Genomic DNA, 26,414 nt, shown 5'->3' with positions numbered 1-26,414 from the left:
TCCGAATAGGGCAAATCCATAAACATGAGCTGGAGGGCACTTGTCAGGGAAGCTGCCTTTTTAGATCAATCGCTTAACCGTCCCCACAGGAATTGTAGTAATCTTCAACCCAAACACATTCTGTTTGAGACCAAATGCGCAAGCGATCATCGTCAAGAAGAAGCAGTAAAGAGGCGCCGTTCTTTCCGGGCATGCTCACCCCGAAAGAAGCCTTTCGGCATATCCGCAACTATCTTGCTGGCCAGCATGTCGGAGCCACCCGTGACGATGCGTTGCTCGACGAAGTTCTGAAATGCCTGTTCTGCAAGCTATATATCGAGAGTTCCACCGCCCCGGAGATCCCCGCCAATCTCGACGTAATGGAGAAAAGCAAGCGAGTTCGCCAGGTCTTTGCCAAGGTGCGCTCCGATTTTCCAGACATCTACGATACAGACACCGAAATCATGCTTGATCCGAACGCGGTGAGCATGATCCTTAGTGAGTGCGACTTCTCGCTATTCGACGCAGCGAGCGACCCCATCGGAGACGCATTCGAAGTCTTCGTGGGGTCTGAATCTCGAAGCCGCGCGGGTCAATTCTTCACTCCACGCCCAGTGAGCGATTTTCTCGCTCGTGCCTTAAATCCACAGCCCGGGGAGACAGTCATCGATCCCGCGTGCGGCGCCGGTGGCTTCCTGACGTCCGTCACTCGCCATTTCATCGCCCAGGGCGTTCCAACGAACGAACTGGAAGCGATCACTTCGAAGACGATCTACGGCATCGACAAAGATGCCTACCTGGTCAAGCTCGCAAAGCTTCATGTCGCGCTGATGACGAAAGGTCACCCGCACGCGATCTTCGCCGACAGCTTAGCGCTTTCGAACGGCGAAAGTTCGATCAAGAAGAGACTACCGAAGGACGGATTCGACGTGCTTCTCACCAATCCTCCCTTCGGCGTGCATATCGTTGCGGCGAACCCGGACGTGCTGAGGACGTTCGAATTGGCGAAGAAATGGAAGCACGACATGCACTCAAATAAATGGCTTCCGACGAACATCCTTCAGATGCAAGTTCCTCCTCAAGTCCTTTTCGTGGAGCGTTGTCTTTCGCTTCTCAAGGAAGGCGGACGCCTCGGAATGGTACTCCCGGAAAGCATCCTGTCGAACAAGTCTTACCGGCATGTGATGGAGTTTCTCTTCCAGCACGCCGACATACAGGCAGTCATTGGAATGCCGGAGTCTCTCTTCAAGACATCGGGGAAGGGCGGCACGCACACTAAAACATGCTTGCTCATTGCGCAGAAGCAGACCCAGAGACAATCGGCCAAGGTGTTCATGGCCGAGGCCAAATGGTGCGGCCATGATTCCCGTGCACGGGCGATTCCGCACAACGACCTTCCCGCGATCTCCGACAACTTCGAGCTACACAAGCAGCACAAGCGCTTCGAAGAATCGGCACTGGGCTTCGTCCTCAACAAGACCGAGGTACGTTCGAACGTCCTCTGTCCGCGCTATTACGATCCGCAAATCACCATTGAACTGAAAAGCCTCACGGAGACACACACTCTTGTTTCCTTCAAGGAACTCGCCACCGACGGCGTGTTGTCAGTCACCACCGGCGACGAGTTAGGAAAGCTCGCCTACGGGACCGGAACGATCCCCTTCATCCGAACCTCGGACATAAGCAACTGGGAGCTAAAGGCCGACCCGAAGCACGGCGTGGACAGGAATCTCTTTGAGACGTTCAAGCGCAAGCAGGACGTCCGCGCGGGCGACATCCTACTTGTGAAGGACGGCACCTATCTCGTCGGCACCTGCGCCATCATCTCAGAAGCCGACACGGAGATCATCTATCAGAGTCACTTGTTCAAGATCCGCGTCAATGCGAACAGGCTTGGGCTGGATCCGTATTTGCTACTCGCGATCCTCAGTTCGCCAATCGTGCAGCGCCAGGTCAAGGCGAAGCAGTTCACACAGGACATCATCGACAGCCTGGGCGAACGTCTCTACGAGTTAGTCATTCCAATTCCGAAATCTCCGGAATTGCGACGCGAAGTAGGTGAGAAGGTCAGGAAGGCGGTAAAGCTGAGGATCGAAGCGCGCGAGCTCTCGAAAGAGGCACGCGCGCGTGTGCACGGGTGTGCTGTACTAGACGAGGTGTAGCTCCTCGTAATTGGCAGCGATCTTCCGAAGCAGTTGCCTTACGGTCGTCAGGCTTAGCGATCCCTGGATCCGATTGCCGTCCTCCGAGATCCAGCTAATGTTGTCCGCGGTATGACCGAACACATCATTGCCCGGTTCGTCGAGTTTTAGGGGATTCAGATGCCCCACTTGGAAGCTGGACTTGCCGTGCTGCGGGTTCAGAAGCGCATCGCGGAACACCGGAAACGACATCGGTTCCTGAGTCACTGGGCAGCGGAAGGTCTTCAGATCCGCTGGCAGTATCCCCTCGCGCTGCAGGGTCTCTCGTGCAGCAGGAGGAAATCCCTCGAACGCACAGAGCTGCGTAACGAGCACGTATTCGATCTCCATCGCGGTCCTACGCGTTGCGAACTGCACCGAGTGTGGATGCGTTTCCCACCGCTTTTCCCGGTTCGTCTTATAGGGACCAGTTTGCGCGCGGTCAGTGAGATAGGTCTTGACCTTGATCTTCCCGTCCAGCACCGCCTTGAAGAACTCGACGTCCGGACTCGTCTCAGGCTCACATAAGAAGCGGCGCAGCTTGAGAGTGCGGAGCATAAGCTCGTCATAGATCCAGCCCAGGTTGCCAAGGCGATGGATGCGCGTCGAATGGTCGTCCTTCGCCGGAACCTCTCGATAGTCGAGCGGCGCCTCGTATGCAAAAAGCTTTTCATCGCAGGAGAGGCTGAAGAGTTCGCGATGGTTCTCGGTCTCAAGCCATGGTCCGAGCTCCGTCAGCAGTTCCGCTGCGATTGCCAGGCACTCGTCGAAGGAACACTCTCGCTGATCGCCCGCAAGCTGTTCGTACCAGCGCACGCGGAACTTGGTTGATTCTATCTTTGGCACCTTCACTAGTTCGATCAGGAACGCGTGCCTTAAGATGATGTCGCGCAGCTCCTCGTAATGCTCTCCAAGGCCCTCTTTCAGAGCGTCAAGGTGCACGCGGGTGAGTTCGTGCCGCTCGACAAGTGGCCATGCCGCTCGGCTCAACTGGCCCATATTGAACCGCTCTACATCAATAAGTCGTTCGATAATTTGCTGCAACTATTCCTCCCATCGAAGTTCGACGGGAGTGAAATCCTGCGTCAACTTCCCTGGCCTATTAATGCTCGTTCTCATCACCGGAACCGATTTCCATTAATGATAGAACCCGCAACGGGCTAAGTCGGTTCCTATTCCGAGTTTACTTAAAGCGGCCGGTAACTTCAGTGATGGCCCGAATACGCCAACGCTTAACCGCCAGGATGCGCGCGTTCGGCTCAATCGAACATGCCCAAACCGTGGGTTGGTCGGTGCCAACTCGCTACCGTGACTTAAGAGTTTCAAGCCTAATCGTTTTGGAAGGAGGTGAGGTTATGCGCTACTTATTGTTCCGCGCCATTGGCAGCTTTCTGGCCTTTCTTATGGTCGGTGCCGCTTTTCGCTTTATAGAACGTTCACTGACATCGCGTAGAGGATAGTTGCCAATCGGCAACTATATTATTCCTGATCGTCGAATAGGGTGACGGCGGGCTTGACCGTCTCCTTCTCTCGGGGCGTTTGGATAGCCGTCCTTATGCTCGACAGCAGGTCTGTTCCGTCTTCAGTAAGGGTCAGCCGTTTCATCCGGGGATTCGTGCCGTCCCTCTCATGACTCAATAGACCTGCTCTCACTAACGAGGCGACGAGTTTACTTATGGCGTCCTTCCGCAGCCCAGTCTGGTGGATGACCTCCTGTTGCGTCACGCCTATCACCCTTTCAGCAGCTCGGAGAACGCAGACAACGCGACCAGCATTACCTGGCACGCCGCGCTCATCGAGCAGGCGTTCGACGCGCATGGCTTGCTCAGCAAACTCCCTCAACGATTTCTTAGTTGCCATATTGCAACTATAGCCCACGCAATGGTTTCGGTCCGTGCTTCCCTTTTGATAGCCGTCCGCCGAATTGCCTTTGTCCTGCGACCTGATCCCGCCCGGACGGTCGCTCCCACTCACTCCAACATGAAAGGACCAATCACTCCATGTCGAAATTACCTCGCGATGTCAAGTTCTTCCTCGAGGAGATCATTCAGAAGTACGCTCACGGCGAGCGCGGCGAAGAGTTCGCCGAATGGGTAGCCACCAAGGCCATCTTCATCCTGGAATATCGTCAGTTGCTATATGGCAACTGAGGGGAGGATGGTAGGTTCCCGTAGCATCCCCTAATCACCGTACCTTGTCTTACCCCGCGTCATTGCTGGGGAATTGACGCTGTCTTTGGTACTCCTACCTCTTTATTCCATCATCGCGATGTCATCAGGAAGGTGTGGGCGCGAGCCGCAGACGTCGCGCTGGACGGAGCTTTGGCCCCCACCGTTTGCTGGACGAATTCAGTAGGAGAAGCCAAATTGCTTAATCACCATGAACGCAGGCTGCTGGTGCGGGGCGAAGTTGAAGCCCTGCTCCAGCTGCCACCGAATGACGTGCAGCAGTTGATCGATACTCGCCAGCTGCTCGCTATCAAGATCGCTGGTCAGGAGCGCTTTGACTCCAAGGACCTCTACCAGCTTGTTGAGACGTACAAGATCACTGCCGCGAGGAGGGTCCACTAAGACATGACCAACGAAGAACACGTCCGGAAATACAACGCAGGCGATCGCGCCTGCCCCGTCTGCACTTCACCGCTTCCTGCCCACGAAACTTGGCCCGGAGCACGCTACAAGTTTTGTGGCGGAGCAGTATGTGCCAGGATTCTGAAGCAGAGCAAGCGGTACATGTACATCGAAGCCAATCGGCGCAAGTGCGAGGGGCCGAACTGCGATAACTTCATTCCCGAAGGCCGTTACGACCTCAGGGCGGATTTCCTGACCTGCTCCGGCGAGTGCTGGCTCCGCCGTCGTTCGAAGGGAACGCGGCTGCTGACGTGCGGATGCGGATGTGGTCAGGAGTTCCTCGGCAAGGCCGAACGGAGGCCGACCAATGGTCTCTACTTCCTGAACTCGAAGCACTATGGGGTCTATCAGCGCGAACAACACATGATTGCTTCGTGCGGTCCCCTGTTGCCGATCGCGAACAAGTATTTCAACGGCTGGGCGCCCAGTCACTATCGCGAGACGGACACGGTTCGATCATGCATGTACCCCTTTTTCGAGTTCTTGCAGATCCGCGGAATTAATTCGCTTGACGATGTGACTCCCAAGATCATTACCGACTACCTCATTTGGGGAAGGGAAACTGATCGCAGAAAGGTCGCCAACAGCCCTTCGTTCATCTCAACCTTCTACAAGTGGGCTCGCGCCACAGGGTACTGCACAATCGCTAGCCCTGTCGTCCCGCTTGTTCACCAGACCCGTAAGCCGAAACGGCTCCCTCGGCCGCTGAAGAAGGATCAGCTGGCATACCTGTGGGAGCTGTTGACCACGCGTGGTAATGCCCGGCTTCGGCTTGCCGCGGCCATTGCTGAGGAAGCAGGCCTTCGTATCGGTGAGATCTGTCGCCTTCGGTTGGAAGATCTGGATCTGGTTCGCAAGCGCCTGTTCGTCCGTCTCCCGAACAAGGGCAACCGCGAACGGTTCGCGTTCTTCTCCGAGAAGACCGAGCGCTACTACGCCGAGTGGATGGCAGAACGCGACCCTCGTTGTAAGCACGACCACCTGCTGCACAATACCCGCCTTAATCCCTGCCTGGGCGCCGCACTGGCAGCTGAGTTCAGCCGCGTTCTTTGCAAGACGCACCTTGGGAGGAAGCTGAACGAGGAAGGCTTCGATCAGTGGTCTACTCATGCACTGCGCCACACGATGGCGTCGAACTTGGCTGCAGCCGGTGCAGATGCAATGACGGTGATGCAGTCCGGTGGGTGGCAGACCTACGAAGCGATGTGCGGATATACCGAGATCGACACCGAAATGGCGCGTCGCGGATACGACGAGGCCATGAAGCATGCAGCCCAGCAGAAGCAGGCCCCACGCAAGAAGGCGATCTCTCTTGCTGAGTTCATCGAGCGCGAGCAGAAGAAGGCGTGATCTCGTCCTGCGCCGGTGCCCAACGTGGCGTGTAATCTGAGTTACATGCCACGTTCGAGGGCAGTGAAACGTTGCGTATAAAGTGAGTTACACGCAACGCTCTCTCCACCGGCTCTGAAGCCAAACTCATGTCCACAATTGAAAGGAGTTAACCATGGAGTTTGAGGCATTTCTGTCTCATTGGCAGGCCACCAAGAACGTCAGTCCGCAGACGATCCGGGCATATCGCAGTGACCTTCAATTCTTCGAAGCCTTTCTGCAACAGGAGGGCACTCGCGGGATCGAACAGGTCGACCACGGTGTGATCAATAAATACATCGAGTATATGAAGCAGATGCCGAATCCAAGGTTCGGCCGGACTGGGCTTTCGGACGCGTCCATCTCGCGCCGATTGGCCTCGCTTTCCAGCTATCTCGAATTCACCCGCGCTACATCGAACCACCAACTCCACAATCCAATGCTGGATTTCACCCGGCGCTGGAGTAAGAACGACGATCCCAAACCGATTGAGGAGGTTGATCTGGATCGGCTGCTGTCGGGCGTCACGAGTCTGCGCGACAGGTTTCTGCTCACGTTGTTCGTTGCCACGGGCCTTCGCGTGTCGGAGATGTACCAGCTCAATCGGGATAGCATCACGATCGAGGAAGAGGTCGGTGACATCGGTGACGTGCGGGTGCTCGGCACCGGCGAGGTGATCGGAAAGGGAAATAAGAAGCGGCGCTTCTTCGTGGATTACGAAACATTGCGGCTCTACGCAGAGTACATGGCCACACGTGCGGACGAGACTCCGGCGCTGTTCCTCTCAGAACGGAAGCAGCGGATGAGCGTCCGGGCAATGGAGTACACGCTCGCAGCATGGTGCCGGAAGTTGAGTCTGAGCCATGCCAATGTCCATAGACTGCGCCACAGCTATGCGACCAGGCTGGCAAACGCGAACATCAGTTCCCTGATCCTGAAGGACCTGATGGGCCACACCAGCCTGTCGACGACACAGAGGTACTTCAAGCTGCACGACACGACTCTTGCCCGTGGGTATTTTTCGGCTATGGAGTTCCTCAGGACAGGTTCTTGAGAGTCTGAGTCGGTGGGCAAATCACTCTTAATCGCCTATGGGCGCAGAACTAAGGTATCCACCTGATTTTGGTACTTGCCGCCCGTTGCGCAGAATCAATTCAGCAATAACTACGCAGGAGATTCGATGACTCAGGGTAATACAGCATTTCTCACTGTCAATGAAGTCGCACAGCTTTTTCGCTGCGATCCAGAGACTGTGAAGCGCCAGGCGCGGAGTCGGAAACTGCCAGCCTTCAAGTTTGGCAAGGCTTGGTTCTTCCGTCCTCGCGACATTGACGCTATGATCGACGATGCCATCAGTGCCGCTCATCAGGAGAGTTAATGATTCCTCATGAGCAGCGTCTGCGCTACCAGCACGGGACCCTGGAGCGCATGAAAAGAAAGATTGGTCCTGATATCTGGACTTACCGGTGGGTCGAACGCGGCAGCGGCAAACGCCGCCGCGTCCGTCTCGGTACAACAAAAGAACTCACAACCATGCAGGCGGTCAAGAAGGCGGCGGATGGTTACAGGCTCAGCGCCAATCGCGAGAGCGATGCGGTGTCGCATGTGACCATGGCTGCTGTACTGGATCGTTATGAACGCGAGCTGATCACTCCGTATGTCAACGTGCCCCTGGGCGCTGTTGACGATGGCAGGATCAGCTCGATGACAGCACGTGCGTACCGGTCCTACTTGAAACGTTGGATTTGTCCGCGCTGGGGCAAGTACCTCATCAGCGATTTGGCAAAACCACAACTGCGTTCCTCAATCGAAGCGTGGCTGCGTGAGCTTTGCGAGTCTGGCAGGCTGGCGCCGAAGTCAGTTCGGAGCATCGGATCTCTGCTGCGCCTCGTATTTCGTCAGGCGGTCAAGTGGGGCTATCTCGATCACAGCCCCATGGACTACGTCGATCTTCCGGACGGCTCGACCTTGCGGAAGAAGGAACCTCGTGCGCTGACGCCGGCTGAATACCTGCAGCTGGTCGAATTGTACGGGCCACGGGAACGACTGGCGATCAAGATTGCTGGTTGGCTCGGAACACGACGCGGTGAAGGATTTGGCCTTCGCTGGCAAGATCTGGATCTCGATCGTGACGTCGTGACCTTCCGCCAGGGCTTCGTCTCCGGCCGGATTACTCCGCTCAAGACGAAATCCTCGAGGGCAGAAATGGCTATTCCGGCGGACGTGAAAGAGGCATTGCTTGAGTGGAAGAAGCATACCGCATATAGCGCGCCGGAAGACTGGGTCTTTGCCAGTCCGATTACGAAAGGAGAGCGCCCATTCTGGCCGGACTCAATTCTGGCCAATCACATCCAGCCCGTTGCCGAAGCCGCAGGTTTCGGCCGAATGGGATGGCACACCTTCAGGCATTCGGTTTCGCAATGGTCGAAGCAGGCACTGAAACTGGAGGAGACGAAGGAAATACTCCGTCACGCCAACATTCAGACCACGTCGGACATCTATAAAGGGCTGCCGCTTGAAGCGAAGCGAGCAGCACAACAGCGCCTCGTGGAGTTCGTACGTGAGGAAGCAAAGAAGTCATCGGACCAGGCAGTGTCCGCTTAACTGTCCTCAACTGTCCCCGGAGGTCCGCGGCCAGTCACTTTTCTGATCTTGTATGTGATTGAGATGAGATGAGTTGATTGGTTGCGGGGGCTGGATTTGAACCAGCGACCTTTGGGTTATGAGGAGAGGCGGATTTTACAAAGAAAGGACTTATGCACAATGGAACGAGGATGAGGCCTTGTAGGATCAATGACGTACGACCTCTGCCTCCGTACATCACTCTTATCTCACTCTCCGTTGTTGGCCCCGAAGACTGCGCTTTTCCCACTTCTCCACAGAGAGCTAGATTTTGACAATCGCATGTCCCCCGAAGCGTGCAGAAAGAGCATAACTAGGCTTGGTGTGATAAGTCAGACTGCTTTTTCTAATTGATTGTGAGAAATTGGCGGGCTGTGTCATTAAGTTGCAGGTTATCTTGACTTTCAGTTTCGACTTTCTTACCATCAAGCAGCCTTGAAACCCAATGGAGTGAGTTTGGGGCGTCAATACATTTCCATTGGGAGACAAGGAATGCTCGCACAGCAAACGAATCCACCGCAAGAAATCTCGACGGCCGTTTCCGAAAGACAAGAAAGCGTTGATCCTAGCCCGGTTCTTCATGATTACCTACGGCGCGAGGACCTAGCTAAAGAGCTTGGTGTAAGCCCACGAACAATCGACAGATGGCAAATGATGCGCATGGGCCCCCCTCGTGTGCATATCGGGCGCACAATCTTATACAGCGCTGAGTCCGTACGCGAGTGGTTACGCTCTAGGGAACAGGCATCGCCTCGCGCGACAAGGCGGCGGTATCACCGCTAGGGCGAGCACCTGGGCTCTTAGCCTCTGTCACTGATTTATTCCTTCACAAGCCGTTCATCACGCCCTGGATTCGGGACTAATCCAGCATGAGCATTTTCACGCGCAGCCGGTGGAACATCTGGCTCATGAGGTGCTCTTCACTCAATATCACTTCGTCCATAACGGAGATGACACCCCTATGTAGAAGGGCAGCCAAGATTGCAACCAATTGCAGGAAACACCATAAAAACGAATTCGATTAGGAGATGAGAACCATGCAAAACTTAGCCCGCTGGTATGAGCGTGAGCGTTGGCCGTACGCGGTAGACCGGCAGATCGTAGAAGAATATGCAACGTGGATTAGAACGATACCGTGGCAACTGTTCTGCACATTCACCTTTGCATCGCGTGTATCCGACCAGCAAGCCGAGAAAGTCTTCGCAGAGTATATAAATCAACTCGAGAAATTCTATCGGAGCGATATAGTCTACGTGCGCGGTGATGAAAAACGTCTTTCTGGATGTGGCAAACCAGCATCCGGTCGTCACTTTCATGCCCTCTTGACCAGTGCCGCACCACTGCGTCCGCTCTTTGTGGAATCCATTTGGACAAGAATGGCTGGCAAGAGAGCCAATGGGTCTGGCGCATCGGCCAAACCATACGATAGCACTCGGAATGGCGCTTCATACATCCTGAAGATGATGAATCACCCTGACGGAGGGTTGGCATTGCGGAAACTTCATCTATTTCATCCAGAAGCTGTACTGCTCAATAAGAGAGAGAGACGCCACCTAAGTCGGCATCGTACTCGACAAAAACAATTTGGGAATACGGGGCCTCCACAATGCCATCTACGACCGTAGGTCAGGAATCAGTGGGAATCCGATTTGAGTAGCGAATATTGCGAGCGAGCCTAGGCTAGAGAACGCGAGCGATGCCTTTGCGGCGAGCAAGGCCGAGCCGCGGGTTCTTAAAAAGAAAAGAAGCCTGCTTTGGCGCCGAACGAAGTGGAGGCGCTGATTGATTTGGCGGCGAGCAGGTCGAGCCGCAGGTTTTTCTGAGCAGCAGAATCCGATCTGCATATGCTCAGCGGAGAAAGGGTCCAAAAGAATGCCACCATCGACTAAATCATCGAAGCTTGCATTTCATTGGCAGTATCAAGTAGCTACAGCGCTGAAAGCTGATTCCGCACCATTAACCCCTAAACAGGCGGGGCAGTTAAAGCAGCTTTATCGAAAGCTGGGGATGTATACAGAGCCAGTAGTTTCTTATGCGGTCAGTCACTGGTGTGAATTCACGACACGAGCCAAATGTTGGAACGGACTGGCAACCTGTCCTGACACCCCTCATATCGGATTTTTGCTCGCACATTGTTTTGTAGCAGTCAGCTTGATGACTGACAAAAAGCTCATAACCTTGGACGAGATCGAATGTGCGATGAAGGTCTTATACGGGAAGGACATGTACGCCTAGTTCGATCCCAGTTCGGAGGAATGCCAGTGCAATCGATTGCAATTCTTGGAATTGCTTCGAGTTCTGCTTGCAATCCCAGAGTCCTGGGGCAGGACAGAAGGTTCTGCGTCGAAACAAGTAAATAAGGTGTCAACAGTCGAGAAGCCTAAATCGTGCTACCGTGGCTCAGATCGATAGACCAGTCATCGCTGCGTTGCAATTGATTGCAATTTGGAGACGGCTACACAAGCGAGCCTGAACACTCACCAGCACTTCGCGAAAGCGAAGCGACCGACGGACACGAGGGTATCAGTGTCTCATCTGGGCGCATCCGGATGGGTGGTTTTAACTCCAATCAATTGCAGGGCGCGCGCAATCAAGAACACTCTTTTTCACCAATTGCGAAGCAACACACATATCAGTTGAAGATTTTGTGCGGCCGCGTCCTGCTATTGATTGCACTGGGACCAAGAGAGAGTGGAGAAGAATAGCCCAGTTAAATCTTGAAACGCCAGTCCCCTGTGGTCAATACACGCCGATCTGACGCAATCGCTGCGATAAGGTAATTCGCAACTCTCTGAGATACACCTCAAGATGCCCATTTGGCTCAATTTGCGTGTCCGTCGCCTCAAGCAATAGCTCGTTGACCTTACGTTCAGCGGCGGCCAGACTCTTGCTATATAGCTTTCTAGAAGCGTCGCTCGCCTTACGTTGCAGTTCCCATTCGTATTTTTTGGCTCTTTCTCTAGCTTCAGCCCTGTATTTCGCCGCGGCGATCTTGCGTTCGGCCGGTATCTCGTACTCGTCCGCCGCCTTAACATCGGCGGCGGTCTTTAGCTCGGCACGCTTCCGTTTGACGCCTTCCTTACGATCTTCGTCGGCCTCGCGCTCAGCGGTTCTGAGTTTCAAGACGGCGTCATAGCACTGTGCTGACGCCCCCTTCAGCACAAAACCCGAGAACTTACTCGTCACCTGCTTGCTTTTCATCTTGTCTTCCGCCCCATAATTGCCTAAGAAATCGCCTATCTTCCTGCCGATGAAGAACAGCTTAATGCATTGCACTGTGGCGTAGAAGTTACCGCCAGCGGCGTTTTGGACTTAAAGGCGAGTGATCTTGTCTGCCAAGAATACAAGCCACCGCCCTGCGCCGACGAGTTACGAAGGTACCGTTTCGCCGAAGTCTGCTCAATCTGCGGGCAGCACCTGCAGCAATCAATTGCAGGTTCAGGGCTATCGATCCGCAGGCGGCGACGGGATCAAATTGCAATCAATTGCACAAAACTATTTGGATCGTGAAACCGTTCTGTCGAACACGCAGGGCGCGTTCAAAAAGGAAGCAGGAGGCCTGATCGAAGGGATTTCCGGGTGGCACCTCTGACCTCCCTCGCGACAGTTAGCGATGCGCTCGCAGTTCGATTGACGACCGCATTACAATTTCAGCTTCGCCGGAGGAGGCGCTTGCATGATCAGCAAGGCTTCGCTCATCTCGTTTGGTAACCTCGACCTTGCCTGGTCGCGCATCACCACGGCCATGAACCTCCAGCACAAGCGAATGTTTCGCCACCTCTACCGCGCATACGAGCCTGGGCGAAAGGCGAACCTTCAACTGCTGCACGAAAAGCTCAAGGGCGGATGGAAGCCGACGAGCCCCATTCGCATGTACCTGCCAAAAGCGTCCGGGCTACTTCGCCCACTGACATTGCTCGCGCTGGACGATCAAATCGTCCTTCAAACTATCGCTAACCAAGTGGCGAAGCAGATGTTTAAGCGCCGGCGAGCCGTTGAGAACAGGCTGGTCTTCAGCTCGTGTTTGAATTCGAAGCCAGACTCAATTTTCTTCCTGCAGGACTGGCGACGGACCTATCACGATTTCAAGTTGCGGCTGGCAACGCATTTGGTCCGCGGCAATCACTGGATTGCACACTTCGATCTGGCTGCCTTCTACGAAACGATTTCCCACAGGGCACTGCAGAACGTCGTTTCACCGTCCGGAGGTAGTAACGAAGCCTGGGAGATGATTCGGAAATGCCTCAGCGTCTGGACCTCTGATACCAAGGGTATCCCAGTCGATCACGGCATACCCCAAGGGCCCATAGCTTCAGATTTCCTCGCGGATATTTTCCTCTTGCCGGTGGATGAAGCGATGGACAAGGCCGGCATCCCTTACATTCGCTACGTCGACGATATCCGCGTTCTGGCGAAGACAGAGGATGAGGTTCGGCACGCTGCCGTTGTCCTGGAAATGGAATGCCGGCGTTGGAGCCTGATCCCGCAGGGGTCAAAGTTCAAGGTGTCCTTTGCCAAAGACGTCACGGAAGCTTTGGGCACACTACCGAGTATTGCGGAGTCGACGGGCCGTGACCCCGACGAAACTGACATGGTCGAGGACGCGGCGGTTGAAATATTCGGCGATGCGATCGGAGGCCGCCCGCTGCGCGTGATCGACAAGAGCCGGCTTCGATTTGTGCTTTACCGGAGTGGCCCATCGCGCACCATCTTGAACAAGGTCCTGAAGCTCCTGCCGACGCATCCCGAGCACATCGACGCATTCGCAGCGTTCTTTCAGAACTACCCGAAATCGCGGCTTATAGTCCGTCACGTCACATCCATGCTGAAGAAGGGTGTGCTGCACGACTACGTCCAAGGAGAACTTTGGCTGATAGCATCGCGCCAGGCCAGGCCCAACGAGCTGCAGGTTCTGCTGCCAGTAGCGATCGCTCAAGCAAAGCGCGGTAGTCTCTCATTCTCGATGCAGCGGGCGATATGCGTTTTCTTCCTAGCGTGCCGGAACGCCGGGCTGTATTCCAGCTTCCAGGCACTCAAGCGTGTGCGGTCCAAGAGCCCATATATCCAGTCCCTGCTGGTCCCATATCTATCGAACGAGGATTATTTGAAGGGCGGCATCGCAGCTGAGCTTTGCCAGAGGCCCATGCCGGCGCCGGGCATGACTCTGGCGGAGGAAATTGTCGATCGAGGACTGTCACCGAAGCAGATGGGCATAGCTACCTATCGCCTTTCATTGGAGGTCAAGAACGTTTTTCAAGGCCTGGGGCTAATCAGCGTTGGGTTCAAACCACACTTCGATCAGATCGGCGATATCCTCCGTACGTCCTATAAGCTGCGACCTTGGCGCGGCTGGAAGGCGCTCCTCGGATCGAATTATCAGCACGCCCTCCAGCTTTTGCTGACCGCGGAGAACAAGTTCGACTCGGATCGCTCGGGCTGGCTCGCCTTGCAGAACTCCTTCAACGATGCCGTCTTCGGGGCATTTCAGGATGTCCTGAATACCGAAGGCTTGCCTGGTGCCATGCCACGCAAGGGAAAAACCGGCAAGTGGATATCGTTCGGCGTGATGTTGGAAGCGGCTGCACCGTTCGCACAGCACTTCCCAGCGATGGCGGCGGCCCTGCGATCGACGAACGACAGGCGAAACAGCATACCCGAAAGTCACCCATTTGAATTCAAAACTGGTCAGAAGACGAAACCCCTCAAAGTCAGAGAGCGCGACAGCATCAAGATCGACCTGACCGGCGTCTATCGCGACATTATGGATTTCCTAGACGCTCTTCCTTGAGGCGTATTTCTCGGAGGTGATGAACACATCGCCGTATGGCAGATGATCTCGCTGCGTGTCAGCGGACGGAACAGCACAGCATCGTATGGTACGTGTCTGCCGCAATCGAGACAGACTTTGTAGGTCTGATTGCCATGGGTGAACGGACGCGACAGGCGGTCTTGCTTATGACGGCAACCAAACACCAGGCTCAGCAGGTTCGACATCCAATTCATAACGCCTCATTAAAGAATAGCCGTCCGCCGAGGTGGAAAAGCTGCTCAGCGATGCCTGTACTGAAGTCGATGAATATATCCAGTACACAGCTGAAGAACCGACGTGACGATCCGGCGCACCTCCCAGACCGGCCGATTGGACCATTGCTGTAGCTTGAGAATCCCCGGAATCTGGCTCACGACCTCGGTACGCGATTCCGATACTGCGAACAGAAAAGTGTTGATCTTAGGTTCTTTGTGGCGAAATATCAGTTGTCAGGCGACCCGGCGAGGGAGACCTCTCCCTCACGCTACACAGACATATTGCAATCAATTGCAATTCTGGGGGCTCAATTTCCTTCAACGCGCTCCACCCAAAGGACGCGGGAAAGCGAGGGTAATACTTGTGAAGGCTGCAGAAGAAAGTAAAACAAGAGCGTCATCACCATGTTCCGCGTTCAGGTGCTTGTTGATTCTCCTCTCCGTTGGGCTGTTTACAATGCAATGTTCTGCGCAAAAGTCCCCAGCTACCAAAACACAAAATAGCAATCGCGGCATTTTGTTGGAGAATCTCTCATGGGACGAAGCGGAGCCGATATTGACGCCGGATCGGGTAGTAGTCATACCATTGGGCGCGGAATCGAAAGAACATGGGCGGCATTTACAGCTCAACAATGACTGGGTGATGGCGGAGTATTTGAAGAAACGAGTGCTGGCCGCGACTCCTGTGGTGATTGCACCGACCATCAACTACAGCTATTACCCTGCATTCCTGGAATATCCTGGCTCGACATCTCTCGAGTCGAATACAGCACGCGATATGGTCGTGGAAATCTGTCGCACGCTTGCATTACATGGCCCGCGGCGCTTCTACGTCATCAACACGGGAATTTCAACCATCAAGCCGCTTTCCGAGGCGGCCAAGACGCTCGGTTCTGAAGGCATAACCATGACGTATCTCGATCTCGACGAGATCGATGACGTAGTTAAGAAAGTGCAACAGGAGCCAGAGGGCACTCACGCCGACGAAATCGAAACTTCCATGATGCTCTACATCGCTCCTGACACTGTGAGGATGTCAAAGGCTGAGAGAGACCTGCATCCGCACCATCGAGGAGGGCTCACACGAGACCCGAACGCAACCGACAAAACCTACTCGCCAACGGGAGCATGGGGTGACCCGACGCTGGCGACGAGAGAGAAAGGACGCATCCTCACAGAGGCAACTGTGAAGGCCATCCTCAACGACATCCAGAGCCTACAAGAACTTCCGGTGAACCACGCCGCGCGTTGATCATATGCATTCGGCCACGCACTAATCGGAATTTAGGGGCTAGATGTTCGGATTTGTGCCCACCCTTGCTCCTAGATTCAGACGGGACGTCGGACCGTTTGCAATCAATTGCAATCCGACGGAAGCTCCCTTGCCCCACAATGCGGCCGGAACATCGGAAGGATACCTTGTGGATGGCAGCGTAAGGTCTCAATTGCAATCAATTGCATTCACGGACCGAGAGGCCTTCCGAGAAAGATCAGAATCTACGTGCTTCGAGAAAGAGTGAGGATGTCAGCGCGGAATATGTGTCTCAATGTAGAAAGTCTGGGGAATCTACCAGCATCCACCGCCTAGGGCATGCGGCAAAAGCCGAGAGTTCTGAGTAGCTTCTCAACGATTGTAACTATGTAGAAACTGGCGACCGCAATGCCGAAAATTCATATAGAGGCTCAACTCTCCGATCAACTCCAGGGTTTGTCCCTATGAGCCGATCATTAGGCCGTTCCTATTTTGCAATTGATTGCAGTGGAAGACCGAACGTGCCGAGAGTCGTATACAGTCGCCAAAACCGCAAAAAACGCGACCACCCAGCTCCACCGTCCCGCGTAGTCCCTTCCTGCCCACACTAGATATCGATAAAGCCGTCCTTCACCAGGCACGACAGCGTCGTGAACGCCAGTAGCTTCAGGCTAACTAGGCTTATAGGATTTATCGGATTGGCTGAAGAGGGTCTTCTCTCGCCTACTATTTTAGGCGGTATAGCGGCGTGGCTTAAATGGTTTTCTCTTCCAGTACGCGACTACGGCTGAGTAAGGTTCCCACGCTTCATAACCTCGGTGCTGATCGACGGTCGCTATGAAATTGACAAGAATGTCGTGGACCCGGATTAGTACACTCCGAAATGATTCTTCTAACATCTGCTCATCTGCCACTTTGTTTCGATACGCCGAGGCAATCGCCTCGAGGTGATTCAGGAATTCGACAAAATGGAAGCGAAGCTCCCACTCGGGAGTGTCTGGTTTGGCCGTATAGATTGCTGCCGCATCGGCCCTCGTAAGCTCCGTAGGTGTACCTTTACTGTCGAGATCGATGAGACCAGGTCGAAGCCTCTCTATCGCTTTGCGATGGATAGAAGTCTTCTCATTCCAGCCCGCCACGAGGATCGCTGTGTACTGACGTCTGTTCCAATCATGGTTTGCTCGGAGGGTCCAAACCGCCACGAAGACTCCGACTGCAGTGACAATGGGCCCGAAATCCTTAATTACATCGAGAACACCCGTATACGAGACGCTCATTCGCCTGATCACCTCGTGGAGAAGGATAACGTAGAGCGGCGCTAAACGAACGCAAGATGATTTCGGAACAGCTAGCATGATTTCGGAACAGCTAGCCTTCTTAGCGCGGTTTTGTCGTTGTGTTCTCAGCTCCTTCGACTGGCGGTAGTGCGAGCTTCTGTTTTGAGTTCATTTCTTGTTGCAGAAGGGCTTTATAGTCGGCGACCTTACCCGAGTCTAGAGAAATCGCTACATCGTTGATAGCAGCCATCTGTGTATCGACCTGATGCACATAACTGTCCAATGTCTCAGGCTGCGCATTCTCGGTGCTGCCTGTCGCACAGTAGCTCGCAATCCGGTTGCCAAGTGCCACATATTGCAGGTATAACGCCTTATTTGCTGTGATATTGTCCTGCTCCTTAAACACTGCAATAAGAGAGAAGAAATATGCCCCGATAACAGTTGAAATCACGAAAGTGGTTACGACGTAGTTGCTCGCTGTCGCCCATCCTTTGTTTGCGATGTAAAACAAGCAAATACCTGACACCGCTCCAAGGATGGAGCTCATAATGATGGCGCGATAGTAGTTTGCATAAAAGTAGATCATTACATTCAAGTGGTGCTGAATCCGTCCTTGAACTTCCTGCACGTCATCCTCTAGCCGAAGAGTCACTGCTCCTGCAACCTGTCCTGGTGGCTTGCAGAAACCGGCTTTGCCTGGCTCACGTAGACCATAATGCGGCCGAAGGGGAGACACCCATTCTCTCGCCAAATGGCTGGCATGCCAGTAGGCGATTGAAGAAGTCACGAAGCTCGCAACGATCAGGACCGCGGCGATGGTCGCGTGTTTTCCAAGTTCAGTGCGAACAAACCCGGTCACCAGGTTAAGCACAATTCATCTCCAGTTCGTTGTGACGAATTGGACCGCCGCGTTTGTCCCAAAGAGATCCGGTGCTTTGGGACCGGGCAGCGGGGCCTGTACATAGAAGCTCTCGTCATCCGACATAAGAGTAGGCGTCATTGGGATGCTTGGCTCAAGGCTCTCTGACGCCCACGAGTACTTCGTACGGTAAATCGTGCTCTCTTCTTCGCCCACCTGCTCCAGTTGGACAACCAGAGAGTCTGACCACAGAGGAAGTCGCTCGATGTGATCGCCAAACACTAAAAAGCCTTTTTCATACTGCTGCCCATATAAGGCAATCCTGATCATATATCGCATAGTGCGATCGTCGCGCTTGTTAAGCAAAAAGCTAGTAAACAGGGGCAATTCGTTATCAGGTTTGTCATAGCGCTTGCGATAAATATCTTGGTCGATCGCATCAGCACAGTAGTGCTGAATGGTACGCTCGTGCATGAGGATAGCTAGACCTCGGACGGATACTTGAGTTTCTACAAAGTACGAGAGATCTGGAGTATCAGGGTTATCGTTTTCGGAGTAATCCAGGACAAATTTGACCAGGGACATGCGAACCTGCACATTCCCGAAAAAGAACCTCTGTAGGTTTTGATATCCTTCTTCCGAATTGACCATGCCGAACCGGCCACTGTGACTACGGTGAATATATGCTCGGTGAGCGCCGTGCACATAGGCACTCTCCAACTGCACCAAACCGTCGCTCTGAGGACCAACGGCCGATCGTGAGAGGCCTGCGGCAACAGCATAGTCACCGGCGTTGGTACCAATTACGCAGAACACACGCTTGGTATCGAAACTGTCGGATGGCATCTCGCGCGGATCGAAATTGTCCGGGACCGTTTTCATTGGATTAGGCGTGAGGAACTCGTACATTTTTTCGGGCCCAAAATTGTCGGAGCCGTGATAGCCGACCAGATCGCGAAGCTTCTCCAGGAGGCGTCCGCCACTAATATCGAAATGAATGCCACCATGAGGAGTACCATAGGTGAATAACTTATCAACATAGTTCGAGGCTTCTCCCTTGGGATAGATCTTCTGCAACAAGCAGCGGCAAACAAGTCCTCCCATCGAGTGAGCCACAAGGTACACCTTGGTTAGAGGCACGGAAGCTAGATCGGTGCCTAGGGCTTTAGCCTGCGCAAGCTGTATTGAGCTGCGAACTGTATTGATGAAATCGCGGAGTCCGTCCGCCGCCTGTTCGATCGTGAGGCGTGTGCCTCCGGGACGATCAAACGTTTGCGATGTCGGGTCATAGTAGCGATAAATCCAGATGGTCCGCTCTGGGGCCTTTGGATTCGGTGGCAGTTGTTGGACTGTGCCGTCGATCACATCCTGATAGCCGTGGTCGCGAAACAACCGAGCAAATGGACTGACGAACATAAACATGTCAGCTTTCCCGTTCATCATCTGGCGGATGTGTGTGGAACCAGTGTTGAAGCCGTATGTGGGGTCATCGACTGTCTCCTCGACGTCGGACTGAGTTCCTGCATAACCCCGCACGTAAACGATCGGAAAGTGACTATTCACTTGATCCCTCCCCGGGAAGGCCGGAAAAGTAGCTAGTAGGCAGCAAACTCTACGAAATACCAACCGCCTTCTGTGAAAAATGTGTTAAATGGCAACCTTTACTTCGACACAGCCATAATCAGGAGCGCGAGCCTCCATGCACTCTCGGTAAGCGATAATCCCGCTTATGACCTATTGGGTGTGTCATTCGCCAATCAAGCGCGACTCCGGTCAAGACAAATTAATTTGTTCCGCAGAAGCCAACAATAACCCAAGCGACGATCATCGCGGTCATCGCGACCGCATTTGCCCAACCGGCCCAGACTGCCATCGTCACGGGAATTGCTTGAGTGTTGAGCAGCGTAGGCGGAGTAGGCACGGAACCGAGCACATCTTTTTCCGTCTGAGCATATTCAATTCCTACACGGCTTGAGTAGCGGGCGATAGAGGCACTCGTGATAACGGTTAACAGGCTCTTAACAATAAATACAATTGCGATGACATGATAGATTCTTGGCGAAGGTTTATTCTTTTCGGTGAACGTCAGCAGCCAACCCATCGCACCTAAGCTAAAAGTCAAGAAAACGGTATAGAACTTAATGTAATTATCCCAAGCCGCGCGGAACATAGTGCCTAGTTCTTCGTGTCGTCGCTTCAGCAGCCAAAGAGCGACTCCCTCATCTGCGGATTGCGTCGTTAGAGTAGGTTGAGATTCCCCCATGGGCCCGAATGCTATTCCACGAGCCGATTTGTTGGCAATAACGTTCAATACTTCACATGAAAAGTCGGGCTATCCTCCGGTCTGGCCTTCCACCAATCGTAGAGGCGTGCTTTGAGGCCAAGCTAGAAGGGTCGCAACTGAGTTACGCGAGACTCTTCCGGGCCAACTTGGAAGGGGCCAACTTAAAGAACCTGAGCGTGCGCACAGCTTGACCACATTCCCAAACCGGAGACTGCTGCCATTCGCATTTTTCCGCTATCCCCACCAATAGTTGTTCAGCGTGTCTACACCGCAGCCTTTTTCGCCGGGCGTTTCCGGGCCGCCTTCTTCGTTGCGGGTTTCTTCCGTAAAGGAGTCTTCGGTGACGTTGCGGGCCGAGCGGCCTTGGCAATTTTCTTTGCTTTGGCGGGCGTGACTTTGGTGACAGTCTCGCCCATCACGAACTGCGTCAACTGCAGGTTTTCACCCGCCATCTGGTAATCCTGCCAGGCGTCGGAGTCTTTGTTTCCGTCGTAGCTTGGCTTTACCGGAATCGGGGGCGCCTTAGTTCGTTTTGCGGCGGGTGGCGCCGCGTCCTTCGCCTGCCTCCATGCGTTGTACAGCCATTTGTAGTGACCATAAACGCCGAGAATATTGACCGCATATTCCTGTGCCAACCCCGGCGCGTCTTCGATGATCACAAGATTGTCGTCGTTCGATTTGCTCGCTTTCGGCCCCAGATTGTGCGACCCGGTCATCACCACTGGCTTTTCTCCAAACGGATCGACTACCACTACCTTGCTGTGAATCATCACGTTGCTGAAGTGGAATTCTTGGTGGAACCAGTTCATATTCGCCTCGGTGATCTGATGAGGTGTTATGGCTTCGGTGGAAACCGGGTTCTGAATCTCGTTGTGTTCGGTGAAACTAACGGTCGATTTAGCGCCGCCTCCCGGCTCGTCTTTCTTCGGAGCCGCCTGCGTTTGATTGATGACGCCATGGATATACAGACCCCGTTGGCCCAGGGCTTGGATGTCCTGAAGCAAAGACGGTTCCTTACCCTTGGTTCCGCCCGTTCCGGGGTTGAACATCAGGAACAGGACGCCTTGTTTCGCCGCCCGGATGTATGCCTTCGCGTCTATCAGATCCACGTACTTGTTGCAGGGGACATTCCAAGCAGTGATAGAAGCCGAACCCAGTGGTGCCTTTGCCGGCGTCGATCCCTCTACCATCAATGACGATGGGTATCCGTTTCCAGCCCCCTTCAATTCAGTCCAACGAGTCTTATAGGCCGCCGCGAGCGTAGCGTCCTCGATGAGCAGACCGTTATTGACCTGGGTGCAAAGCCCGGTGACTGTTGTATTGGTGCTACCCGTCCACAACGTCGTTGGATTGCCCTGCTTATCGCAGAAGACGATGAATTTGTTGTGCGCGAAATGAACACCTCCCACGATACGGTCGTAAAGGTTGATCTTGCCGGCTTTACGCAAGGTGGCGCGGACCTGGTAGTTTTCATCCGTCTGCTTGTGGACGTCCTTGCTCGTCTTGTTGAACGCTCCCGAACCGAGCAGCAGATTGCACCTCCTACCGAGTGCCGCGAGGCCTGAAAGGATCTCGCGATCGTTCAATTCATAGAGTGCGGCGTAGATCGTCCCGCCATCACTTTTGGCCTGTGCCAGAAGGTCCAGAAGAGCCACACGTAATGGGCCAGAAAGGAAAGTCCTGACCGCGTTCGGCCGGTTGCTATTAATGTCGCCGGTGAGCGCCTTCGTGAAATCCGCACTTGAGCTGAACTGTCGTGACAGGAATTGGGCACCTACTATGCCGCGGTTGAAATAAGCCTTGAAACCCGGCGTCTGGGCGGTCCCTACTGTGATCCAGTCAGACCAGTCACTCCACTGCGATTGTGGCGCTTGCCTCAGATTGCTCGCCGGACCGAGCATGGGGACAACCCGATAGCGCACAGTTTGACCCTGACTGGGCGCATAGTCGTTCCAGATATACCGTTGGACTGGCCAAACCGTCGACGGTTGCGCCTCACCGCTGGTGTGCTGCTGTCCCTCAAAGCCAACGTAGGTGTTGACGAACCCGTCCTTCGCGTCGCCGGCCGCCCCTCTTACCTGCCGCTCGAGCGCGAAACCACGGCATTCCGGGATTTTTCCATCAGCCTGCCAGGCAATCAGGGTCATGTCGCAGTTTACGAAGACTCGAATCTTCTGAATAGACGGCATTGGTCACTCCAGTCCACGTTGCTCTGTAGAGTCCACTAAGATGTCTGAGGGTACGAGGGAAGGCAGCTCCAAGCGTTGCGCACTCTTGCGATTAGGTCAAGCAAATTTCTTGCCAACTTGGGCGAAGTGTTCCTAAATGGGACTTATTCAGCTCCGCGATGCGGAATCACGTTACCTGGGGAAGGCGGAAACGCATTGATCCCAAAAAACTCTCACCTTAACCATGTCGAGGGCGTGCAATACATGCATCGCGCGGGCCGCGATGTCATGGAGAGGATCCTCACCCGGGAGGGACTTTTTCCGTGACTACCGCGACCTGGCGGGCAAGGGAAACCAGAACCGCGTCGCTGCCAAGAAACATCTCTGGATAAGTGAGCCGTTTCTGCAGCACTATTCCTCGAACTCGTGTCGATCAAGTTTGCTATTCGCGAGTCAGTTCTGCGGTTTTATCAACATTTCGGTGGAGAACAAATGATTCATTGGAGAATGTGCAAAGCGTCCAATGCTTATTTCCACCGAGCTATAATTTGTGACGCATGTGGCAGACCGACCAATTTTACAGTGTGTATCAGGAGGATGCTCTTCACCTGATCAATACTCAAATCGGGACTGTGAATTACTTGCTTCCTCCAATAGCCCCGCGAAAGCGTATACCGGATGCATCCACCTTCACAAATGAAGAGCTCTGGACGAACCTCTTACCACCTAAGGAGCTCTATCGCGCGGGGATGACATTGAGCCTAGAACAATTTTTCCTCTTCGAGTGGTTCCCGCGAGCTCCCGGCTTGTATTTCACGAGAGAAGGTAAGCAAGCTCGACTCTACGCCCGCGAATTCCTCCGACGCGTTGCGGTGCCACGAAAATCGGGAACCCATATGCTGGACACCAATCGTAAAGATCGGGAATTTCTGGACATTTACGATCCGTATGGGAAAATTTCCATGTTAAAGGGCGGCGTCGGCTGCATTCGTTTGCGTCCCAAGGTGCTTGATGGCGGAACCGCATGGTTTCTATCTGCTTCATCTACGGGTGTGGCTCATGAGGGTTTTCCGGTCGCCATCCCCGATCATTTGTTTCAACGCTACATCGATTCGATTAAGAGCGCAGGCGCTCTGCGATGCACGTTGCGAGGTAAACTTCAGTTTCTGCCGGACCCGGTCGCTGAACTATACCGAGAATATCGCGGCGTACCACAGTTGTACCTGCTAGTTGAAACGCTCATTCCGGAGACTAACCAGGATCACGAGCACCTGCTCGTAAGCGCAGGAATTAGCTTCATGAGCAGCTTTGAAGGCATGAATAAAATGTACGCGTCTTACGCAACCTTCGATGCTGCTGTGTCTAATTCCGTTGATGAGATAGTGGACTGGCTTCAAGAAGTCTATGTTCAAGGTCTGTATGGCGGGCGCGTAATCACGGATTTCGACGAACAAATGACTCATTTCCCAAACGCGACATTCAGCCTGCGAAACGTCATGAATAATCAATTAGACCGTGAAGCGGTACAAACAGTTGTTCAAACAATGAACCTTTATGCAGCAGATACCGCGCAACTATTCACAGGCCTGAGTACAATCGGCACGATTCAAATAGAAAGGGTTGAGCGAATGGAACAGAACAAAACCATCAATATCGGCTCAGGCGCGACAATAACAGCCCCGGTGGTCATTGCCGATCATTTACAGGAGAGCTTTAACGTGTTGGAGCAATCCGGAGCAGACAAAGACTTAAAAGACCTTCTGAATCGTTTGCTTCAGGCCGTTGCAGGAGCGGCGCGGTTGGCTCCGTCGCCTGCTGCGGAAAATGCAGCACGTGACTCGCGAAATCTTATTGAAGAGGCCACCGCGAAAGCACCGCGACCAGGTGAAGGCGTGCGTCTGGGAGAAAGAATCATGGACTGGGCTAAGGCAATCGGCGAGACCGGCAAGCCAGTCGTCGAATTGGCTGCGGCGATAATACCCTTGTTGCCCCATTGACTGGCGCAATATTCCCGCAGATGAGATTGATTTTGTCGCTATGGTTCATGCCGTCAGCTCAATCGAAAACAAGTATGAAGGCGGCATTTCTTAGCGTGCACACCATCGCGCTCGGCGCATCTGTCCGGTGCAATCAATTGCAATTCTCAGAATTCATGCAATCAATCGCTATCCTTCCCCCATAAGCACAATTAGTCGCTACACGTTCCTTGATGCTCGCCCACTCTTTCCCAATGCGAGAACATTCGCGCCTTAAAAAGTCGCCAAGAGGAGCACCGACTTCTACATCAAACTCGTGACACGCTAGAATTCCCAGCGTCGATCGTTTCTGATGTGTTGATTTGCATTTCCGCACATTTCACCGCCTTGCCCAAACAAATCCCCGATGTTGGAAGCGCCATCTTCAAGCGCCCTCTCAGCCCTATTGAAGTTCCCCTCTCCCTCAGCGCATTACCCAGAAAATTATCGCTTAACGCGTTTATTTTTAGCCACTTAGAGGAACATACGAGCCTCTTCTTCCGTCTAAGTTAATAGGTACACCATTCCAATGAAATTCGCAGAAGAGTCCTTCTTTTTGAAGTCATTCAGCGGGGGGACTTGGTACCACATCTCCCGCGATGCCAGGACCTGCGACTGCGCCCAGTTTCGGGCAATGCCTGGTCCAGCATGCAAACACTTGAGAGCCGTTGGCGTCCACAGTGAACGACGCCCATTCCTACCTACAGTTCGGCCAACGTTTTCTCAGGCGCTTTCCGGACTGGTCAAATCCCTCCGACTGCGACGGCCCGAGGATGCCGTGTATTGGCTCGTCTACCTAAATACGTTTCGAGAGCCGGCTAGTCGATTGCGAATGGCGCGGCGCCTGCTCATCGGGTCGGCAGAAGACGGTCATTCCATCGAGGTCATGGAAGGTGTCGTTGGCAATTTTCCGCAGCTGGTGCTTGCTCGGGTAGACATCCTTTACCTGGCTGCGGAAGCACTCCGCATCTGCAAGATGCCAAACTGGTGGCATCCCTTATCAGGAGGCAAGGACTATATCTACAGTGGCCTTCTTGCCGAGCGCAAACTCCTACATTTTGACGGGCACCACACACTCGAAAACATGACTCGCATGATTGAAGTAGGCATCGCGGAGCAAGATACGGTTTCAGCCATTGCCGGAGTGATCGGCCTTTCACATGCCCGACTGAGCGCCACCCGGCAAGCGGAATTCCTGGCGGGGATGGCGGCGAAAACGACACATTCTCTTGCGCAGAGACTAGTCGAGATTCATCTGCGGGCCAAATCGGCATTGTCGAGCGACAACAATTTTCTATGTCAAGCAGCATGGATGATGGCGGGAGGCTACAGCCCGGTTGCAGACCGGAGCGAGCCGGTTTTTGCCACAGACGTGTTTGACCTAGTTGACACTGCACGCGAGCGGTGGAAGAACCCACAACCGATTCCGAGGTGGTGTTGCGATGGCCTTCACTCAGCTGGCGACGACGTCCGTTTCATGGGCGTCTGGTTCCACATGTATGCAGCCTGTCTGGCATTCGAGCGTTACGGACGCCTCGACCCGCAGGACAACTGGATACCGAAGTTCTACTGCTACGACGGGCTAACGATCGCCACTGAACTCCCGCCAAGCATGGGTGAAATTCCGCCCTGAGTGCTGCCTCGGCATACTAGCCAAAATACAACAAACTACCCATTCTGTTGCATTCTCGGATATCCTCAGCCGCTAAACAAACCCCTTACGAACTGAAATGGGAGAGCCTCAACTCAATATAAA

Annotated in this window: 21 protein-coding genes; 13 read left to right on the top strand and 8 right to left on the bottom strand. The window is 53.9% G+C overall.

Translation table 11 applies throughout. The annotated features are described in order from the left end of the window. Positions 1–134 precede the first annotated feature (134 nt). Positions 135–2,141, top strand: a complete 2,007-nt coding sequence (locus H7849_RS17280; protein WP_186741035.1) for an N-6 DNA methylase — start codon at positions 135–137, stop codon at positions 2,139–2,141. Here H7849_RS17280 and H7849_RS17275 read toward each other — a convergent pair. Together H7849_RS17275 and H7849_RS17270 are read right to left on the bottom strand one after the other, a co-directional pair. After that, complete coding sequence (locus tag H7849_RS17275) at positions 2,127–3,203, bottom strand: hypothetical protein (RefSeq protein WP_186741033.1); 1,077 nt, start codon at positions 3,201–3,203, stop codon at positions 2,127–2,129. The two genes, H7849_RS17280 and H7849_RS17275, sit on opposite strands and share 15 nt — an antisense overlap. Before the next feature lie 435 nt (positions 3,204–3,638). Continuing rightward, entirely contained in the window at positions 3,639–4,019 is a 381-nt protein-coding gene (locus tag H7849_RS17270) for a MarR family transcriptional regulator (RefSeq protein ID WP_186741031.1), read from the bottom strand. A 140-nt stretch (positions 4,020–4,159) separates the two neighbouring features. Between H7849_RS17270 and H7849_RS17265 the strand changes: the two genes are divergently transcribed. From H7849_RS17265 to H7849_RS17240, 6 genes are all read left to right on the top strand, one after another. Continuing rightward, a complete protein-coding gene (locus H7849_RS17265; protein ID WP_186741029.1) occupies positions 4,160–4,309 on the top strand; it encodes a hypothetical protein in 150 nt (49 codons plus the stop codon). 216 nt (positions 4,310–4,525) lie between these two features. Next, positions 4,526–4,729 (top strand): hypothetical protein, encoded by a 204-nt coding sequence (locus tag H7849_RS17260; RefSeq protein ID WP_186741027.1) that lies wholly within the window; start codon positions 4,526–4,528, stop codon positions 4,727–4,729. 3 nt (positions 4,730–4,732) lie between these two features. Further along, a complete protein-coding gene (locus tag H7849_RS17255; protein WP_186741025.1) occupies positions 4,733–6,139 on the top strand; it encodes a tyrosine-type recombinase/integrase in 1,407 nt (468 codons plus the stop codon). Positions 6,140–6,293: 154 nt separating this feature from the next. Next, the gene (locus H7849_RS17250) at positions 6,294–7,211 is read left to right on the top strand and encodes a tyrosine-type recombinase/integrase (RefSeq protein ID WP_186741023.1); all 918 of its coding nucleotides are present in this window, start codon (positions 6,294–6,296) and stop codon (positions 7,209–7,211) included. Between the two features lie 126 nt (positions 7,212–7,337). Continuing rightward, positions 7,338–7,535 (top strand): helix-turn-helix domain-containing protein, encoded by a 198-nt coding sequence (locus H7849_RS17245; RefSeq protein ID WP_186741021.1) that lies wholly within the window; start codon positions 7,338–7,340, stop codon positions 7,533–7,535. Next, entirely contained in the window at positions 7,535–8,761 is a 1,227-nt protein-coding gene (locus H7849_RS17240) for a tyrosine-type recombinase/integrase (RefSeq protein WP_186741019.1), read from the top strand. Before H7849_RS17245 ends, H7849_RS17240 begins: the two co-directional genes overlap by 1 nt. 2,757 nt (positions 8,762–11,518) lie before the next feature. Here the strand turns inward: H7849_RS17240 and H7849_RS17235 are convergent. After that, on the bottom strand, positions 11,519–11,980 hold the full coding sequence (locus H7849_RS17235) for a hypothetical protein (RefSeq protein ID WP_186741017.1): 462 nt from the start codon (positions 11,978–11,980) through the stop codon (positions 11,519–11,521). A gap of 127 nt (positions 11,981–12,107) precedes the next feature. Here H7849_RS17235 and H7849_RS17230 point away from each other — a divergent pair, with 127 nt between their 5' ends. The 3 genes from H7849_RS17230 to H7849_RS17220 all read left to right on the top strand — a co-directional run bounded on the left by H7849_RS17230 (position 12,108) and on the right by H7849_RS17220 (position 16,055). Continuing rightward, positions 12,108–12,371, top strand: a complete 264-nt coding sequence (locus tag H7849_RS17230; RefSeq protein WP_186741015.1) for a hypothetical protein — start codon at positions 12,108–12,110, stop codon at positions 12,369–12,371. Positions 12,372–12,455: 84 nt separating this feature from the next. Further along, positions 12,456–14,567, top strand: coding sequence for an RNA-directed DNA polymerase (locus H7849_RS17225; RefSeq protein WP_186741013.1), 2,112 nt, complete (start codon positions 12,456–12,458; stop codon positions 14,565–14,567). A gap of 753 nt (positions 14,568–15,320) precedes the next feature. Then, positions 15,321–16,055: a creatininase family protein gene (locus tag H7849_RS17220; protein WP_186741011.1), complete on the top strand. Its 735-nt coding sequence runs from the start codon at positions 15,321–15,323 to the stop codon at positions 16,053–16,055. A 731-nt stretch (positions 16,056–16,786) separates the two neighbouring features. On the opposite strand, the gene H7849_RS17215 is transcribed toward H7849_RS17220, so the two are convergent. The 4 genes from H7849_RS17215 to H7849_RS17200 all read right to left on the bottom strand — a co-directional run bounded on the left by H7849_RS17215 (position 16,787) and on the right by H7849_RS17200 (position 20,361). Beyond that, a complete protein-coding gene (locus H7849_RS17215; RefSeq protein WP_186741009.1) occupies positions 16,787–17,332 on the bottom strand; it encodes a DUF4760 domain-containing protein in 546 nt (181 codons plus the stop codon). Between the two features lie 100 nt (positions 17,333–17,432). After that, entirely contained in the window at positions 17,433–18,203 is a 771-nt protein-coding gene (locus tag H7849_RS17210; RefSeq protein WP_186741007.1) for a hypothetical protein, read from the bottom strand. 3 nt (positions 18,204–18,206) lie between these two features. Further along, positions 18,207–19,754: an esterase/lipase family protein gene (locus H7849_RS17205; protein WP_186741005.1), complete on the bottom strand. Its 1,548-nt coding sequence runs from the start codon at positions 19,752–19,754 to the stop codon at positions 18,207–18,209. Positions 19,755–19,974: 220 nt separating this feature from the next. Beyond that, positions 19,975–20,361 carry a hypothetical protein gene (locus tag H7849_RS17200; RefSeq protein ID WP_186741003.1) on the bottom strand — a complete coding sequence of 129 codons (387 nt, stop codon included), beginning with the start codon at positions 20,359–20,361 and terminating at the stop codon, positions 19,975–19,977. A gap of 149 nt (positions 20,362–20,510) precedes the next feature. On the opposite strand from H7849_RS17200, the gene H7849_RS27565 reads away from it, so the two are divergent. Then, a complete protein-coding gene (locus H7849_RS27565) occupies positions 20,511–20,666 on the top strand; it encodes a pentapeptide repeat-containing protein (RefSeq protein ID WP_186741001.1) in 156 nt (51 codons plus the stop codon). Between the two features lie 72 nt (positions 20,667–20,738). Here H7849_RS27565 and H7849_RS17190 read toward each other — a convergent pair whose 3' ends face one another. Next, complete coding sequence (locus H7849_RS17190; protein WP_186740999.1) at positions 20,739–22,664, bottom strand: phospholipase D-like domain-containing protein; 1,926 nt, start codon at positions 22,662–22,664, stop codon at positions 20,739–20,741. Positions 22,665–23,200: 536 nt separating this feature from the next. On the opposite strand from H7849_RS17190, the gene H7849_RS17185 reads away from it, so the two are divergent. Together H7849_RS17185 and H7849_RS17180 are read left to right on the top strand one after the other, a co-directional pair. Beyond that, the gene (locus tag H7849_RS17185) at positions 23,201–24,640 is read left to right on the top strand and encodes a hypothetical protein (protein WP_186740997.1); all 1,440 of its coding nucleotides are present in this window, start codon (positions 23,201–23,203) and stop codon (positions 24,638–24,640) included. Between the two features lie 850 nt (positions 24,641–25,490). After that, positions 25,491–26,291: a hypothetical protein gene (locus tag H7849_RS17180; protein WP_186740995.1), complete on the top strand. Its 801-nt coding sequence runs from the start codon at positions 25,491–25,493 to the stop codon at positions 26,289–26,291. Positions 26,292–26,414: the final 123 nt, after the last annotated feature.

This window comes from Alloacidobacterium dinghuense (assembly GCF_014274465.1).
In the GTDB taxonomy this organism is placed as follows: Bacteria; Acidobacteriota; Terriglobia; order Terriglobales; family Acidobacteriaceae; genus Alloacidobacterium; species Alloacidobacterium dinghuense.
This window is presented reverse-complemented; position numbering and strand designations above follow the sequence as displayed.

Excerpts from the sequence above, each read along its gene's own strand:
- H7849_RS17255 (WP_186741025.1), top strand. The coding sequence starts at position 4,733 with ATGACCAACGAAGAACACGTCCGGAAATACAACGCAGGCGATCGCGCC.
- H7849_RS17270 (WP_186741031.1), bottom strand. The coding sequence starts at position 4,019 with ATGGCAACTAAGAAATCGTTGAGGGAGTTTGCTGAGCAAGCCATGCGC.
- H7849_RS17190 (WP_186740999.1), bottom strand. The coding sequence starts at position 22,664 with ATGCCGTCTATTCAGAAGATTCGAGTCTTCGTAAACTGCGACATGACC.
- H7849_RS17235 (WP_186741017.1), bottom strand. The coding sequence starts at position 11,980 with ATGAAAAGCAAGCAGGTGACGAGTAAGTTCTCGGGTTTTGTGCTGAAG.
- H7849_RS17265 (WP_186741029.1), top strand. The coding sequence starts at position 4,160 with ATGTCGAAATTACCTCGCGATGTCAAGTTCTTCCTCGAGGAGATCATT.
- H7849_RS17240 (WP_186741019.1), top strand. The coding sequence starts at position 7,535 with ATGATTCCTCATGAGCAGCGTCTGCGCTACCAGCACGGGACCCTGGAG.
- H7849_RS17280 (WP_186741035.1), top strand. The coding sequence starts at position 135 with ATGCGCAAGCGATCATCGTCAAGAAGAAGCAGTAAAGAGGCGCCGTTC.
- H7849_RS27565 (WP_186741001.1), top strand. The coding sequence starts at position 20,511 with ATGAAAAGTCGGGCTATCCTCCGGTCTGGCCTTCCACCAATCGTAGAG.
- H7849_RS17250 (WP_186741023.1), top strand. The coding sequence starts at position 6,294 with ATGGAGTTTGAGGCATTTCTGTCTCATTGGCAGGCCACCAAGAACGTC.
- H7849_RS17245 (WP_186741021.1), top strand. The coding sequence starts at position 7,338 with ATGACTCAGGGTAATACAGCATTTCTCACTGTCAATGAAGTCGCACAG.
- H7849_RS17185 (WP_186740997.1), top strand. The coding sequence starts at position 23,201 with ATGTGGCAGACCGACCAATTTTACAGTGTGTATCAGGAGGATGCTCTT.
- H7849_RS17225 (WP_186741013.1), top strand. The coding sequence starts at position 12,456 with ATGATCAGCAAGGCTTCGCTCATCTCGTTTGGTAACCTCGACCTTGCC.
- H7849_RS17215 (WP_186741009.1), bottom strand. The coding sequence starts at position 17,332 with ATGAGCGTCTCGTATACGGGTGTTCTCGATGTAATTAAGGATTTCGGG.
- H7849_RS17180 (WP_186740995.1), top strand. The coding sequence starts at position 25,491 with ATGGCGCGGCGCCTGCTCATCGGGTCGGCAGAAGACGGTCATTCCATC.
- H7849_RS17200 (WP_186741003.1), bottom strand. The coding sequence starts at position 20,361 with ATGTTCCGCGCGGCTTGGGATAATTACATTAAGTTCTATACCGTTTTC.